We start from the raw sequence: 14,841 nt of genomic DNA on the forward strand, positions 1-14,841 counted from the left end.
AATGAACAAAAAATGGACAAAGAGTATATCGCAGAACGCTATAAGCAAATACAAGACGAAATATGCCAGGCGCTAGAGCGTCTAGACGGAAAAGCGTCCTTTGTGGAAGAGCTTTGGACACGTGAAGGTGGTGGTGGGGGCCGTACCCGTATTCTCCAAAACGGTGCAGTGATTGAAAAAGGCGGAGTGAATTTTTCAGCGGTGCACGGTGTGTTACCGGAAGCGGTCAAACACGCATTTCAAGTTGGCGAGCAAGATTTTTTTGCCACTGGTGTCTCGATCGTGCTTCACCCTAACCATCCGTTTATACCCATCATCCATATGAATATCCGATACTTTGAGTTAAATGACCAGGTTAGGTGGTTCGGTGGAGGTATAGACCTAACGCCACACTATGTGCAACGGGACGATGCGGCTTATTTTCATCGGCAGCTTAAAGATATCTGCGACCGCTATGACCCGTCTTTTTACCCAGAATTTAAAGCGTTTGCCGACCGTTATTTTTACATTAAGCACCGAGGAGAGACCCGTGGAGTAGGCGGCGTCTTCTACGACCGGCTCACACCTGAAAAAAAAAACTTATCTTGGGAAGGTATTTTTGATTTTTCATGCGCGTTGGGTGAGGGGTTTGCCCCCATGTATGTGGAATTAGTCAATAGAAACCGCCATCGAAAATTTTCTGAGACTAACAAGCAGTGGCAGTATCTCCGGCGGGGACGATATGTGGAATTTAATTTGGTGTATGATGCCGGAACCAAATTTGGATTGGAAACCAACGGGCGTATCGAGTCTATTTTAATGAGTTTGCCTCCGCATGCGGGGTGGACTTATGATTTCAAACCTAAACCGGATAGCGCGGAAGCGGAAACAGTATCGTGGCTTAGGCAAGGAGTGGATTGGCTAGCCCAATAATCAACAATACTTATTAGAAGATCTGTGAATGGTAAAATTTAATCGGTTTACCCTGGATAATGGCTTAAGGGTATTGGTACACGAGGACACTGCAACTCCGATGGCGGTGGTCAATATATTGTATGACGTAGGAGCGCGTGATGAACATCCGGATCAAACGGGGTTTGCTCACCTTTTTGAGCACCTTATGTTTGGCGGATCGGTCAATATCCCGAGTTATGACGGGCCTTCGCAGGCGGTGGGTGCGCAAAACAATGCGTTTACCAGCAACGATATCACCAATTATTATATTACCCTGCCTGCCGCCAATCTCGAAACAGCATTTTGGTTGGAAAGTGACCGTATGCTAAGCTTGGCATTCAATGAAAAAAGTCTCGATGTGCAACGCAATGTTGTTTGCGAAGAGTTTAAGCAACGTTATCTCAATCAACCGTATGGGGATGTGTGGCTTCGGCTCAGGCCATTAGCCTATCAAGTACATCCGTACCGTTGGGCAACCATCGGCAAGGAACTTTCCCATATTGAACAGGCACAAATGGATGATGTTAAGGCCTTTTTTGCGAGGTATTATGTGCCCGAGAATGCGATACTGGTTGTCGCGGGAAACGTGGAAACCGACCGGGTAAAACAACTTGCGGAAAAATGGTTTGGCCCGATCACTTCGCGCAGCAAGTATCTGCGCCAGCTTCCCGCGGAGCCGGAACAACAGGAGGCACGCAGGGAGGTGGTGTATGCCGATGTTCCATTAAATAGTTTATACATCGCTTTCCATGGCCCCGCACGTCTGGAAGACGGGTATTACGCCATGGACCTACTTTCAGACCTGCTGTCGCGTGGCACATCTTCCAGGCTCTATCGCATCCTCGTCAAGGAGAAAGAATTATTCAGTGAAATAAATGCCTATCATACGGGAAGTATAGATGGCAATTTATTTGTGGTGGAAGGCAAGCCACTGCCCAACGTAACCTTAGAAGTTGCAGAAGAGGCCATTTGGAATGAACTGAATCGGTTAAAGACAGAGCCGGTTACGGATTATGAGCTGGATAAGGTGAAAAACCGGATCGAGTCTACCATGGTATTCGCAGAAATGGCCATTTTGGAGAAAGCCATGAACCTGGCCTATTTTGAACTATTGGGCGATGCAAACGGTCTGAACCGCGAAATAGATCACTATTTTGTGGTTTCTCCTGATGATATTCAGCAGCAAGCCGGACGGTTGTTCCGGAAAGAGAATTCGTCAACTTTGATTTATATAACCGATAAATATGCTTGATAGAGTACAACACCCTCCGTATCATCCCGTAACCGGATTGGATTTAATCAAACCGCAGGAAATTACATTTTCCAATGGCTTGAAGGTATTTGTCTTCGACTCCGGCGAACAGGATCTCGTACGTATTGAATGGATCATCGGTCATCTTTTTAGCCAGGAGAATCAGGCGCTTCTGAATACCGGGGTCTGCGAATTATTGCCTGAAGGGACCCATACGCTGAGTAGCGCTCAAATCGCAGAATTGATTGATTTCCATGGGGCTTTTCTTATACCGGAGTTAGGGTATGACCAGTCTTCGCTGACATTGTTTTCGTTGAATAAGCATTTGGAAGATTTATTGCCGGTGATCAAAGACATGCTTACGAATGCAATTTTTCCGGAAAAGGAATTGGCAACTTACGTTCGCAACAATAAACAGAAGCTTCAGATAGCGCTTCAGAAAAATAACTTCGTGGCACGGCGGCTGTTTAACAAAGCGATATTCGGATCCATCCGCTATGGGTATGTGCCTGAAATGTTGGATTACGATGAACTGACAAGAGATAACTTATTGTCCCTGTTTAGACAGCAATACAGGCCGTCAAATTGTACGCTGGTTATATCTGGCAAGATTACAGAAAGTGTCATAAATCGGCTTGAACATTTGTTTGGAAGTAACTGGGTGAATCAAGACGATTTTGCATGTGCTGAGCGGACGCCCGATGTGCCAACTCCGGAGGAAATGTTAACGGTCGATATACGTGAAGATTCAGTACAGTCGGCTATCCGGTTGGGCTGCTTGAGTATTCAGCGGTGTCATTCCGATTTTCCGGGGTTGCAAGTGTTGAACACTGTGCTGGGAGGATATTTTGGTTCGCGCTTAATGACTAATATCCGGGAAGACAAGGGGTACACATATAACATTAGCTCAGGTTTGGTTTCGTTAAAGCACAGCGCGTTCTTTACCATCGCATCCGAAGTTGGGGTGGATGTGACTGCTGCAACGCTCAGAGAGATTGAAAAAGAAATTAACAAACTCCGGAATGAGCCGATGAGCGAAGAAGAACTTTCGGTGGTAAGGAGTTACATGATGGGTAGCTTGCTGGGTAGCTTGGAAAATATATTCTCACACGCGGATAAATTCAAGAATGTGTATTTTTCTGGATTAGGGCTAGACTATTACGATCATTATACCTCCGTGGTCAATACGATTACGCCAGATGAAATATGCTGTATGGCTAATACCTACTTGGATTATGATAAGATGATCAAGGTGGTGGTTGGAAAAATGGAGACTACTTAAGTACTTCAAACAGTGCCTTTCCCTTCAATAAACACTCGTTGTATTCTTTTTCGGGGTCGGCACCATCGGTAATTGCTCCGCCGGTATGAAACGATAGATAGCCGTTTTCGCCATTGTAAATCATGGTGCGGATAACCACGCTGAAATCGTAGTTACCTTGTGGACTGAAATACCCCAACGCACCTGAATAAACTCCTCTACGGCTGTTTTCATGCCGATCAATCAGTTGCATCGCACTTATTTTGGGCGCTCCGGTCATGGATCCTGGGGGGAACGTATTGGCAATCGTATCGGTAGAACTCATTCCCTCACGGATCTGGCAGGTAATGGTGGAAATCAATTGGTGAACCTGTTTGAAGCTATGTATTTGCAAAAGGTCCGAGGCCTTCACCGTGCCAGGCTGAGCGCTACGTGTTAGATCATTTCGCACCAGATCAACGATCATGATGTTTTCACTGATTTCTTTTGGGCTAGAGATAAGTGCACTTTTTAGTTGTTCATCCTCGCTGGCGGTTTTACCTCGCGGAGCCGTACCTTTTATGGGTTGTGACAATAGAATGCGCCCGTTTTTGGAAAGAAAGCGTTCAGGTGAAGCGGAAAGAATGTATTTCTGACCGAACTTAAAAAAACAGGAAAATGGAGTAGGCGATACTTCATTGAGTCTTCGGTAAGCCTCCAGTGGATTAAGTGACGCCCGCTCTGCGAAAAACTCCTGACAAAGATTGACTTCATAGATATCTCCCTTCCGGATGTGGTGTTGCAACTGATCAAATACCGAAAAATAGGCAGATCTGCTCATTCGGCTTCTCAGTTGCCCTTTGAAGTCCAGCGATTCTTCCTGTATTTCGGTGGCCTCGATCTGCTCGACGATTGCCCTCGGATTGGCCCCCTTAATCTCCGCATTATACTTGCCGATAAGCAGCGTATACTGGGGTACGAAAAAATAGGCGTCGGGAAATTCTGTGCGATTGGGATGCTGGGAATGCAGGGCTTCTAGCTCATTCTTCAGATCATAACCCAAAAATCCAGGAATCCATGTGTTGGGATGACTGTCTAAGAACTGCTGCAGCTTGGCAAATGTGTCACTACCATCTGACGTAAACGATGCAGCGGTTCCAACAGCAATGAACACGTCGATATTACCGTGATTGTCTCGGTATCCGTTGGAATCCAGGTAACATACGCTGTCAAACTGCGCCGCCCATTGCAATGCCTTTTGGGTAAAAGTTTCGCTGTCGTTCAGATGGCATGCCAGTGATACCATGGTACGGTACTAGTTATTCACTCAATAGCAAAGTCTGCGTGCGATCGGGTCCTACAGAAAGGTATTTAATCGGTACACCCAGATGTGTTTCCAGATAATGGATATATGCTGTCAGCGAATGGGGGAGCTGTCCTTTGTCGGTAATTCCGCACAGGTCCTCATTCCAGCCCTCCAATTGCTCATATACAGGTTCCGGCCTAACACTGACGATGTCGTAGGGCATGTAATCGATTTTTTCACCATTTTGAACGTAATGCGTACAGGCGTAGATGGTATCAAACCCGCTCAACACATCAGCTTTGGTCATGACCAACTCGGTGACGCCATTGAGCATAATGGCATATTTGAGCGCGGGCAGATCAATCCAACCGGTACGGCGGGGGCGTCCGGTTGTGGCGCCGAATTCATGTCCCAACTGTCGGAGCTTTTCGCCGGTTTCATCTTCCAATTCGGTAGGGAAGGGGCCACCGCCGACGCGCGTGCAATATGCCTTGAAAATGCCGATCACCTGACCGATCTTGGAAGGGGCGATTCCCAATCCGGTGCATGCACCGGCCGTAGTGGTATTGGATGAGGTAACAAATGGGTATGAACCGAAGTCAATGTCTAATAAGGTCCCCTGTGCACCTTCCGCAAGCACTCGCTTGCCGTCACGGAGATACTGGTTTACAAGATGCTCACTATCGACGTGTGGAATGGTTTTGAGGAATTCTACCGCTTCCATGAAGGCCTGTTCGCGTTCACTGAAATCGGGTATTTCACCGTAATGAGAAAGGATGGATTTGTGTTTTTCGACCAACCGTTCATATCGTTCTATGAAATCCGGTAACGTAGTGTCGCCTACACGGAGCCCGTTTCTTCCGGTTTTGTCCATATATGTGGGGCCGATTCCTTTTAGGGTGGATCCGATTTTACCCGCACCCATTTTGCTTTCAGAAGCTGCATCCAACAGTTGATGGGTCGGTAGAATAAGGTGGGCCTTGCGTGCGATAACAAGCGTTCCAGAGGCTACCGGATCGAAACCGCTTTTCTTTAGGGTATCCAGCTCACGTTTTAAAATGATGGGATCGATGACCACACCATTGCCGATCAGATTAAGCGTACCTTTATTGAATATTCCCGAAGGAATGGTGTTCAGTACGTATTTCTGCCTGTCAAATTCCAGCGTATGTCCTGCGTTTGGCCCCCCCTGGAAACGGGCAATTAAATCATATTTGGGGCAAAGGACATCTACAATTTTACCTTTCCCTTCGTCGCCCCATTGCAGGCCCAAAAGCACATCAACTTGCATAGTTACTTTAGCATTGAAAAAAAGAGATCATTTAATGGAATACCAATTTTGTCGCAAATCTAACATTATTTTGATATTCTACGAGGACTAATTCAAAAGTCGGCCATTCGTGCTGCGAAATGGCCGCAGGGTATGGATAGGTAATAAGTTAAGCAAAGCATCAGTGTGCTTCAGCAAATTCTTCTTTTCGCTTGGTTGGTGCTTCCTGTAAGCTATTCTTTTTTGCCGAGCAATCGCTGCATACACCATAAAGATTGAGAGAATGGTGTTTGATATCAAATTTGAGGAGCTCCGCCATCATGCTTTGTATTTGATGAATACGGGGATCGCAGAATTCAACAACTTTGCCGCATTCGATGCAAATAATATGGTCATGCTGTTTATATCCGTAAGATTTTTCGAACTGCGCCATATTTTTTCCGAATTGGTGTTTTGTTACCAAGTCGCAGGAGACAAGCAGTTCCAATGTATTGTATACGGTAGCCCGGCTTACCCGGTATTTTTTATTTTTCATGTGGATATACAAGGATTCCACATCGAAATGGTCATTCCGGGAATAAATCTCCTCCAGGATGGCGTAGCGTTCCGGGGTCTTACGAAGACTTTTGTTTTCCAGGTATGCCTCGAAAATTTTCTTTACTGTTTGATAGTTTTCCGTTTGAGTCATCATCCGAAAGTTTAACGTACAAATTTAGGTAAATTTGCGTTAATATACAAATTTATCGATTTACCTTTGGCGAGTCCGTTGGCTCGGTTCTTATCTGCCGCTTGTCCATCATTTGACAGAGTCAAAACGAGTAATTCCGGTGATACCCTTTATCTGCTTTAAATGCCGGATCAGGTTTTCGAGATGGGCGGTATCGTTGACAAAAATCATGATCGAGCCTTCGAAGATACCGTCGTTGCTGGATATGGTTATAGAACGGATGTTTACTTTAAAATCATCCGAAATCACTTTCGTAATTTTATTGACCAATCCAACATCATCAATACCGACAATATGTAATCCCGTTAAAAAGGCCAACTCCTTTTGTGAAGTCCATTTTGCTTTCACGATGCGATAGCCATAATTTGCCATCAGCTTAGCTGCATTCGGACAATTCGTCCGGTGGATTTTAATGCCATCATTCACTGTAATGAATCCAAAAACGTCATCACCTGGAATCGGATTGCAGCAAGGTGAGAGGGTGTAATCAATTTTTTGCAGATCATCACCGATCAGCAAAGTTTCGTAATCTTTTTTATTAATTTTATCTACCAATCCACCAATATGCGACGCGAATTGCTGCCCGTTTGGTTGATCGATATTTTTCTCGCTCAACGCAAATTCTTTGAGGTTTTTAATGTCAATTTCCCCTTTGGCAACGTTGTAGAATAGATCCTGCGATGACGGGAATTTAAAAAATGCCGTCAGTTTGTTGATGTTTTCAGTGTTGTATGTGATTTTCAGCGATTTGAGTTTCCGTTCGAGAATTTCCTTTCCATCCTCAGCAACCCGCCTTTTCTCTTCTTTGAGCGCTGATTTTATTTTGGATTTGGCTTTGGCCGTTACTACAAAATTGAGCCAGTCCTCTTTGGGCGTCTGTTTGCTCGATGTAATGATTTCCACCTGATCGCCGTTTTGCAGTTTATGACTTAGCGGAACCAGTTTATGGTTGACCTTAGCACCGATACAGCTTGCACCAAGATCGGAGTGTATCTCAAAAGCAAAGTCCAATGCAGTGGCGTTATGTGGCAGTTGGATGAGCGCACCCTTGGGTGTGAAGATAAAGATCTCGTCCGAAAACAGGTTCATCTTGAAGTCATCCAGAAAGTCCATTGCATTCTGCTCGGGATTACTCAATATTTCACGTACTTTCTGTATCCATTGATCCAATCCGCTATCCGAATTGGATTCTTTGTATTTCCAATGGGCGGCAAACCCTTTTTCGGCAATCTCGTTCATTCGTACCGTGCGGATCTGTACTTCCACCCATTGGCCTTTGGGGCCCATTACGGTCGTATGAAGAGATTCATACCCGTTGGCTTTCGGAGAAGAAATCCAATCCCTTAACCGGTCGGGATTTGGTCGATAAAGATCTGTGACAATTGAGTAAGCCTTCCAACAGTCGGCTTTTTCGTTTTCCTGCTCGGCATCGATGATGATTCGGATAGCGAAAAGATCATATACCTCCTCAAAAGGAATGGACTTCTTACGCATTTTGGTCCAAATGGAATGAATGGATTTCGGGCGGCCGAAGACCTGCGCATGGATACCCTGTTCATGAAGAATTTCATTAATCGGCTCTACAAAGTTGTGAATAAAGCGTTCGCGCTCGGCCTTCTTCTCATTTAGTTTTTTAGCGATAAACTTATACGTGTCGGGATCCGTATATTTCATGGAAAGATCTTCCAGTTCGGATTTAATTGCATACAAACCGAGGCGATGGGCCAGCGGCGCATACAGGTACGATGTTTCGGAAGCAATTTTAAGTTGTTTATCGCGTGGCATGAAATCCATTGTCCGCATGTTATGCAGCCGGTCGGCCAACTTGATGAGAATTACCCGAACATCGTCTGCTAATGTGAGCAACATTTTTCGGAAATTCTCTGCCTGCATCGAACTGTTGGGGTCAAAGATGCCGGATATTTTTGTCAATCCGTCGATGATGCGGGTTACTTTCTTGCCGAACTCACGCTCAATATCGTCTAACGTGATAGAGGTGTCCTCCACGACATCATGCAGCAATGCACACACGATGGATGTAGTCCCTAATCCGATTTCCTCCGCCGCAATCTGTGCAACCGCTATCGGATGATAAATGTAAGGTTCACCTGATTTACGACGCATATCTTTGTGGCTATCGAGTGCCAGATCGAATGCTTTGCGTATCATTTGCTTATCGCCACGTTGTAGAGTGGGTTTACAAGCACGTAGCAAAGCACGGTATCGCCGACGTATTTCCTTGCTTTCCGCTTCTAAATCAATCACTAATTCTTTCATTCGTACCTCTTCTCCCTAAAAAACGACAAACTTGCATATCAATCCAAGTTTATCTAAGTTTGTATATCCGTTATGATGATTGGACACGTTAATTGTCCGTTCGTTTAATCATATAAATATACGGATAATTATTGAAATAGTATAGATGAGCTACGTTACAGTGCTGACTTTTTTTGCAACGGTATTTCTTTCGGGGACTGCAGCGGCTCAGGATACTTTATCACAAGGGCTGATGCCTCCGCAGTCGTCGCAGCAGCGGGTGCCTACCACCTTGGTGGACGGGATACGTGTTCCTTGGGTGCTAATTCCCGAAGTGGAAGTTACCCGGAAACGTGTTTTTAGAAGCCCTGAAGACAAGGCCCGTTATCTTCGGCTTCGATATAATGTGCTTAAGGTGTTACCTTATGCAAAATATGCCCAACGCCGGTACGAACAACTTTATCGGGATTTGGCGCTCACCGGAAATAAACGTGAGCAGAAGCGGCTGGTAAAGGCTTGTGAAAAGGAGATCAAAGATATGTTCAATAAGGAAGTCAAAAATCTGACAATCTCGCAGGGAGAAATACTCATCAAATTGATCGACCGCCAAACTGGGAATTCCAGTTATGAAGTAGTCAAAGAATTACGAGGTGGTATTACGGCCTTTTTCTATCAATCCGTAGCCAGGGTATTTGGTCACAACCTGAAGAACACGTACAACGCCGAAGAAGACTTTGAGATAGAAAATATTATCCGAAGCCTGGAACGACCTTCATATCGCTATTTTTAAGCTCATTCCCATCCGCATTAATATGAACAAAGACAAGAAGCTGGACATCTTAGTAATTACAGTGCATCCCGACGATGCCGAGTTGGGATGCGGGGGCACCATTGCCAAACAGGTAGCAATGGGGCGTAAAGTAGGATTGGTAGACCTTACGCGTGGTGAATTGGGTACCCGAGGTACCCCAGAAATACGTAAAACGGAAGCGGACGCCGCTGCCGACATATTGGGTTTGTCGGTACGGGAGAACTTAGGAATGCGTGATGGTTTTTTTCAAAATGACGAGCCTCATCAGCTAAAAGTTATTTATGCCCTGCGTAAATATCAGCCGGAAATCGTTATCGCCAATGCGCTGCACGACCGCCATCCCGATCATGGAAGAGCCGGCGAGTTGGTGAACGATGCCGTGTTTCTGGCGGGGCTGCGTAAAATTGAAACGGTGGAAGATGGCATAAACCAAGCACCCCATCGCCCGCGGCTTGTGCTTCAGCTGATTCAGGATGAATACATCAAACCCGATATCGTTGTCGATGTTAGTGATCATTGGGAGCGCAAGATCGAGGCTATCAAAGCCTACCGGTCTCAGTTTTTCAGTGACTCGTACCACGCGACTGAACCGGAGACCTATATTTCGAAACCGGATTTTTTGGAATACATTGAGGCTAGGTCCAGAGAATATGGCAAATACATCGGCGCAAGGCATGCGGAAGGATTTACATGCCGGAGACTACTTGGAGTAGACGATGTGTTTGTGTTAAAATAGCGTTCTAAACCGCAAAGCTTTCTCCGCAAGCACATGTACGCGATGCATTGGGATTATGAAATTCAAATCCTTTGCCGTTGAGACCATCGGAGTAATCCAATTCTGTCCCCGCTAGATAAAGGTACGATTTAATATCCAAGCAGATCTTAATTCCCTTATCTTCAAACAACTGATCTCCTTTTTTCTCTTCGTTGTCAAAATTGAGTTTATAGCTTAATCCCGAGCAACCCCCGCTTTCTACACCCACACGCACAAAATAGCGAGCATCGTAGCCTTCCTTGCGCATGATATCGTTGATCCGTTGTTTGGCTTTCTCCGTAATTGTTACCATTTGTTATTTTCGTTATCAGCTATTCGACTTCTGAATAGCTACAAAGATCGGAAAATTCCGCCGACATTACAAAGAGCTCACGGTTTGTTCCATGTCATAATTAAGAATTGACCATTGTCAATTATTTAACCGTCTTGTTTCCGAACACACGCATCAGGTAAAATAAAAACGGAAGTATAAATATACTGCCTATAAGCAGCGCCCAAGCAAGTGCGACGATTGTCTTTTTGTCGCCTATATGATGGAGTAGCGACAACCCATCGCCGTTTTTGAAGAGCACCAATTCTGGATAATGTTGGTAGGTGGCGGCCAACAGAATCATGACCACCTGAAAGCCTGCCAGTACCCGTGATGCAGTGGCTTTTCTTCTTCGGAATGCGACGAAGGTGAGAATCAGGGATAGAGTAGCTAGTCCGATTGCCAATTGGCCAATGACACCGCCGAATATCCATTTAATTAATGGTATATTGGAATAGAATGCTGCCAGGAACACCAAAGCCCCCGCGGCGACGACAAGATAGATAAACCGTTTAGCAATGCGAACGGCTAGTAGCTGATCGACGCCTTGGTCTACGGTTCCGATGGCGTATGTTGCAGCCAAATATCCACATATGGCAGTTGTGAAGAAACCGATTGCAACGCCGAACCAGGTAAGCCAACTTCCTATATAGGCTGAAAAAAAATCGCTGGCTTGTGGATCGATGGTACGGGATACCGTAGCAGCGGCAATGACACCCAGGAAAAATGGCGTTACGATGCTTGACCACATAAAAATACGCGCGTATAGTACCTGCCAATGATCATCTACGGCATCATAATTCCGAAATACGAATGCCGTACCACGGGCGATAATGCCCAACAGCATGGCAACTAGTGGAATGTGCATGAATATGGACATGGTCGTATAAATTTCAGGAAAGCCAACAAAGAGAATTACAATTGCAATGATAAGCCACATGTGATTCGCTTCCCAAACGGGGCCGATAGCATTGGCCATGACCATCCGTATCTGGGGTTTGTAGCGACGTGGTACGACCAGTTCGACGATTCCGGCTCCAAAATCAGCACCTCCAAGCAGCAGATACAGGCAAATAGAGGCCCAGAGAAAAACGATAACAACGAATAACATATCAATCAACTCTTTGGTAAGCGGGATCGGTTACGTCGTATAGTTTACCAACCATTTTTATTTGTCGATAAAGTAAGAAAGCGACGATACCCGATAAAGAAACAAAGACAGCCGTAAACAAGTAAAATGAATATACAATCCCTGGCATTGGCGTTACGGCATCGGCCGTACGCATAACGCCGTGGATAATCCAAGGTTGCCGGCCTACTTCAGTAACAACCCAACCTGCTTCGATAGCAATGTACCCCAAAGGGGTGGCAATGATAAATAATCGTAACAGCCAGTTGCTTTCCAGCCAGGGTTTACGTTTGACGAGTGCAATGAAATATAACAATGCGAGCAACACCAGCGACACGCCAATTGTAACCATTACCTGGAATGCATAATGCGTAATGGCTATCGGTGGCCAGTTTTCTTTGGGAATATCTTTCAATCCGGTGACAGGCGTTGTGGTATCGCCATGAACAAGTAGGCTCAACATGCCGGGCAGTCTGATCGCATAATTGACCGTTTCGCCGGTTTCATCGGGTATGCCACCAATGATCAGCGGCGCGTTTGCTTGGGTTTCAAAATGGGCTTCCATAGCGGCTAGTTTTGCCGGTTGCCGAGACGCGACGTCCCGGGCCGAAATATCTCCGCTGATAGGTTGCAAGACTGCCGCCAAACAGGCAGATAGCGCAGAAATTCGGAACGCGGCCGTATGAAATACAACGTTTTTACGTTTAAGGATCATTAACGCATGTATGCCGGATACCGCAAATCCGGTGGCTACGAAGGCAGCCAGCGTCATGTGCAACGCTTGGGAAAACCATGCATCGTTAAACATCGCCTGGATCGGATCGATATTCATATATTGACCGTCGACGAAATCGAACCCCCTAGGGCTGTTCATCCATGCGTTGGCCGCTACCACCAATATGCCCGAGGCCAATCCGCTGAGTCCAACGATCACCCCGGTAGTCCAATGGAACCATGGTTTCAGGCGATCCCATCCATATAAGTAAAAACCGAGGGCAATGGCCTCGATAAAAAACGCAGTGCCCTCCAGCGAAAAAGGCATACCGAATATGGGACCGGCGTGTTCCATAAATGTTGGCCACAGCAATCCCAGTTCAAACGAAAGCATGGTGCCGGATACAGCACCTGTAGCAAAGAAAATGGCTACGCCTTTGCTCCACGCTTTGGTCAGTCCCCTGTAAACTTTATTATCGGTGCGAAGGTATATAAAATGTGAGATGGCCATGAAAAAAGGCATCACCATACCGATACAAGCAAATATGATATGGAATCCGAGTGACATGGCCATCTGCGACCGCGCAGCAATAAAATCATCCATCATGTTTCAAAATAAACTTATTTTTATGTGTTTAAAGTTACCTGTTTTTCACTACAGCCAGTAGAATGTTGGGTGGTAACTTCATCTATCTAGTAATTTATATAAATTCTAAATAGTATAGTTGTTTTAAATAATTAACTCAGTAATTAAAAATTTTACTGGATTTCTTTGCGTACATTTGCCCTATGACCTTTGGGCTGATTCGGAGAATCAAATTATACACTAAACAAACCCTAGGCTTCCTCATCGGAAGCCGAACTGATTTGACCTTGGAAAACAGGCTTTTCAATTCGATGACATTGATTGCCCTTTTTATAATGGTATTCAATATCCCATTTAATTATTTTTCGGGTTTACGGATGACTGCACTGATCTTTGCATGCCTCACATTAATGATCGGCTATTTATATTACTTGGCCCGCTTCAGGAAGCAAGTATCGATCAGTATTACTATCTGTTCTTTTTTGGTGATGCTGCTGTTTGCAGTCAATTATTTCTTCAGCGGCGGCATTCAAGGAGCGACCTTTCTTTCGCTTATGCTTGCTTTTGTACTTATCATCATTGTGTCTCCGAAGAAATATTATGCGTTATGGGTCGCATCGAGCTTGTTGGTGGTGGCGGGGCTGTTGTGGGCAGAATATCATCATCCTGAGATTATCCGGGTTTCTTATTCGGATAGAAAGGCGCTTTTCATCGATATCGCTTTTACTTATGCAACCGGCATTGTAGTTAGCTTCTTCAGTATATTTTATCTAAAGCAGGCTTATAATGCAGAGAAAAGATCTGCTGATCAGAAGACTATTGAATTGACGCAGTTAAATGAAGAAAAGCTGAAATTATTTTCCATCATCTCCCACGACCTACAGGCACCGTTGTCCTCGCTGCACAGCTATGTACGATTGGTTGCCAATGACCGCTTTAACTCGGATGAACGGAAACAAGTGGAGCGCGGGCTGGCAAACGCTCTTCACGGTACGCAAGAGATGCTTTCCAATATGTTGGTGTGGTCTCAAAACCAACTGGATGGGGCACGCATAGTGTTGACACCTAATAATATACAGGATGTCCTGGTACCGGTTATCGACATTCAGAGAATCTACGCCGATCAAAAGGGAATCGTATTGGAAACAACTATTGATGGATCATTAAAAGCTTTAGTCGACCGGGATATGTTGCAACTTATCGTGAGGAACTTAATAAATAATGCAATCAAATTTACCCCACCTAATGGGAGTATCCATGTCTCTGCGCTGCGGTCTGGGATGCTGTGTGAAATCACCGTGGAAGATAATGGAACAGGAATACCAGCTGAACAACAAGCAGCATTATTCTCTTTAAAAACACGGTCCACTTATGGTACAAACAACGAACGAGGGATTGGACTGGGATTATTTCTGTGCAATGAATATGCGCAGGCACAGAATGGTTCAATATCGTTCGAAAGTGAGCTAGGCAAGGGCACCCGGTTTTGCCTCCGGTTGCCGCTTATAACAGCGGAGGCAGAACGCGGATAG

The 14,841-nt window shown here is 45.3% G+C and carries 13 protein-coding genes; 6 read left to right on the forward strand and 7 right to left on the reverse strand.

The annotated features are described in order from the left end of the window. Nucleotides 1–12: 12 nt before the first annotated feature. Genes hemF through BMZ56_RS03315 form a run of 3 tightly spaced genes read left to right on the forward strand, consistent with a single transcriptional unit; the run spans nt 13 to nt 3,467 of the window. On the forward strand, nt 13–912 hold the full coding sequence (hemF, locus tag BMZ56_RS03305; RefSeq protein WP_090624164.1) for an oxygen-dependent coproporphyrinogen oxidase: 900 nt from the start codon (nt 13–15) through the stop codon (nt 910–912). 28 nt (nt 913–940) lie between these two features. Beyond that, on the forward strand, nt 941–2,185 hold the full coding sequence (locus BMZ56_RS03310) for a M16 family metallopeptidase (RefSeq protein WP_090624166.1): 1,245 nt from the start codon (nt 941–943) through the stop codon (nt 2,183–2,185). Next, entirely contained in the window at nt 2,178–3,467 is a 1,290-nt protein-coding gene (locus BMZ56_RS03315; RefSeq protein ID WP_090624168.1) for a M16 family metallopeptidase, read from the forward strand. The genes BMZ56_RS03310 and BMZ56_RS03315 overlap by 8 nt, the downstream gene beginning before the upstream one ends. Here BMZ56_RS03315 and BMZ56_RS03320 read toward each other — a convergent pair. From BMZ56_RS03320 to BMZ56_RS03335, 4 genes are all read right to left on the reverse strand, one after another. Then, entirely contained in the window at nt 3,460–4,731 is a 1,272-nt protein-coding gene (locus tag BMZ56_RS03320; RefSeq protein WP_090624170.1) for an anthranilate synthase component I family protein, read from the reverse strand. The genes BMZ56_RS03315 and BMZ56_RS03320 overlap by 8 nt on opposite strands. Before the next feature lie 13 nt (nt 4,732–4,744). Beyond that, nucleotides 4,745–6,022: an adenylosuccinate synthase gene (locus tag BMZ56_RS03325; protein ID WP_090624172.1), complete on the reverse strand. Its 1,278-nt coding sequence runs from the start codon at nt 6,020–6,022 to the stop codon at nt 4,745–4,747. Between the two features lie 160 nt (nt 6,023–6,182). Then, nucleotides 6,183–6,689, reverse strand: a complete 507-nt coding sequence (locus BMZ56_RS03330) for a Fur family transcriptional regulator (RefSeq protein WP_090624174.1) — start codon at nt 6,687–6,689, stop codon at nt 6,183–6,185. Nucleotides 6,690–6,797: 108 nt separating this feature from the next. Further along, the gene (locus tag BMZ56_RS03335) at nt 6,798–9,005 is read right to left on the reverse strand and encodes a RelA/SpoT family protein (protein WP_090624176.1); all 2,208 of its coding nucleotides are present in this window, start codon (nt 9,003–9,005) and stop codon (nt 6,798–6,800) included. A gap of 145 nt (nt 9,006–9,150) precedes the next feature. Between BMZ56_RS03335 and BMZ56_RS03340 the strand changes: the two genes are divergently transcribed. Together BMZ56_RS03340 and bshB1 are read left to right on the forward strand one after the other, a co-directional pair. Continuing rightward, nucleotides 9,151–9,774 (forward strand): DUF4294 domain-containing protein, encoded by a 624-nt coding sequence (locus BMZ56_RS03340; RefSeq protein WP_090624178.1) that lies wholly within the window; start codon nt 9,151–9,153, stop codon nt 9,772–9,774. A 22-nt stretch (nt 9,775–9,796) separates the two neighbouring features. Further along, nucleotides 9,797–10,531, forward strand: a complete 735-nt coding sequence (bshB1, locus tag BMZ56_RS03345; RefSeq protein WP_090624180.1) for a bacillithiol biosynthesis deacetylase BshB1 — start codon at nt 9,797–9,799, stop codon at nt 10,529–10,531. A 4-nt stretch (nt 10,532–10,535) separates the two neighbouring features. On the opposite strand, the gene BMZ56_RS03350 is transcribed toward bshB1, so the two are convergent. From BMZ56_RS03350 to BMZ56_RS03360, 3 genes are all read right to left on the reverse strand, one after another. Then, nucleotides 10,536–10,862, reverse strand: a complete 327-nt coding sequence (locus tag BMZ56_RS03350; RefSeq protein WP_090624182.1) for a HesB/IscA family protein — start codon at nt 10,860–10,862, stop codon at nt 10,536–10,538. A gap of 121 nt (nt 10,863–10,983) precedes the next feature. Continuing rightward, complete coding sequence (locus tag BMZ56_RS03355; protein WP_090624184.1) at nt 10,984–11,991, reverse strand: cytochrome d ubiquinol oxidase subunit II; 1,008 nt, start codon at nt 11,989–11,991, stop codon at nt 10,984–10,986. A gap of 1 nt (nt 11,992) precedes the next feature. After that, on the reverse strand, nt 11,993–13,327 hold the full coding sequence (locus BMZ56_RS03360) for a cytochrome ubiquinol oxidase subunit I (protein ID WP_090624468.1): 1,335 nt from the start codon (nt 13,325–13,327) through the stop codon (nt 11,993–11,995). A 359-nt stretch (nt 13,328–13,686) separates the two neighbouring features. On the opposite strand from BMZ56_RS03360, the gene BMZ56_RS03365 reads away from it, so the two are divergent. Then, nucleotides 13,687–14,841, forward strand: a complete 1,155-nt coding sequence (locus tag BMZ56_RS03365; protein ID WP_177195014.1) for a sensor histidine kinase — start codon at nt 13,687–13,689, stop codon at nt 14,839–14,841.

Source organism: Parapedobacter indicus (genome assembly GCF_900113765.1).
GTDB classification, from domain to species: Bacteria; Bacteroidota; Bacteroidia; order Sphingobacteriales; family Sphingobacteriaceae; genus Parapedobacter; species Parapedobacter indicus.

What these genes read in the sequence shown, in the direction of transcription:
- hemF (WP_090624164.1), top strand. Translation starts at nt 13, where the DNA reads ATGGACAAAGAGTATATCGCAGAACGCTATAAGCAAATACAAGACGAA.
- BMZ56_RS03310 (WP_090624166.1), top strand. Translation starts at nt 941, where the DNA reads ATGGTAAAATTTAATCGGTTTACCCTGGATAATGGCTTAAGGGTATTG.
- BMZ56_RS03315 (WP_090624168.1), top strand. Translation starts at nt 2,178, where the DNA reads ATGCTTGATAGAGTACAACACCCTCCGTATCATCCCGTAACCGGATTG.
- BMZ56_RS03320 (WP_090624170.1), bottom strand. Translation starts at nt 4,731, where the DNA reads ATGGTATCACTGGCATGCCATCTGAACGACAGCGAAACTTTTACCCAA.
- BMZ56_RS03325 (WP_090624172.1), bottom strand. Translation starts at nt 6,022, where the DNA reads ATGCAAGTTGATGTGCTTTTGGGCCTGCAATGGGGCGACGAAGGGAAA.
- BMZ56_RS03330 (WP_090624174.1), bottom strand. Translation starts at nt 6,689, where the DNA reads ATGACTCAAACGGAAAACTATCAAACAGTAAAGAAAATTTTCGAGGCA.
- BMZ56_RS03335 (WP_090624176.1), bottom strand. Translation starts at nt 9,005, where the DNA reads ATGAAAGAATTAGTGATTGATTTAGAAGCGGAAAGCAAGGAAATACGT.
- BMZ56_RS03340 (WP_090624178.1), top strand. Translation starts at nt 9,151, where the DNA reads ATGAGCTACGTTACAGTGCTGACTTTTTTTGCAACGGTATTTCTTTCG.
- bshB1 (WP_090624180.1), top strand. Translation starts at nt 9,797, where the DNA reads ATGAACAAAGACAAGAAGCTGGACATCTTAGTAATTACAGTGCATCCC.
- BMZ56_RS03350 (WP_090624182.1), bottom strand. Translation starts at nt 10,862, where the DNA reads ATGGTAACAATTACGGAGAAAGCCAAACAACGGATCAACGATATCATG.
- BMZ56_RS03355 (WP_090624184.1), bottom strand. Translation starts at nt 11,991, where the DNA reads ATGTTATTCGTTGTTATCGTTTTTCTCTGGGCCTCTATTTGCCTGTAT.
- BMZ56_RS03360 (WP_090624468.1), bottom strand. Translation starts at nt 13,327, where the DNA reads ATGGATGATTTTATTGCTGCGCGGTCGCAGATGGCCATGTCACTCGGA.
- BMZ56_RS03365 (WP_177195014.1), top strand. Translation starts at nt 13,687, where the DNA reads ATGACTGCACTGATCTTTGCATGCCTCACATTAATGATCGGCTATTTA.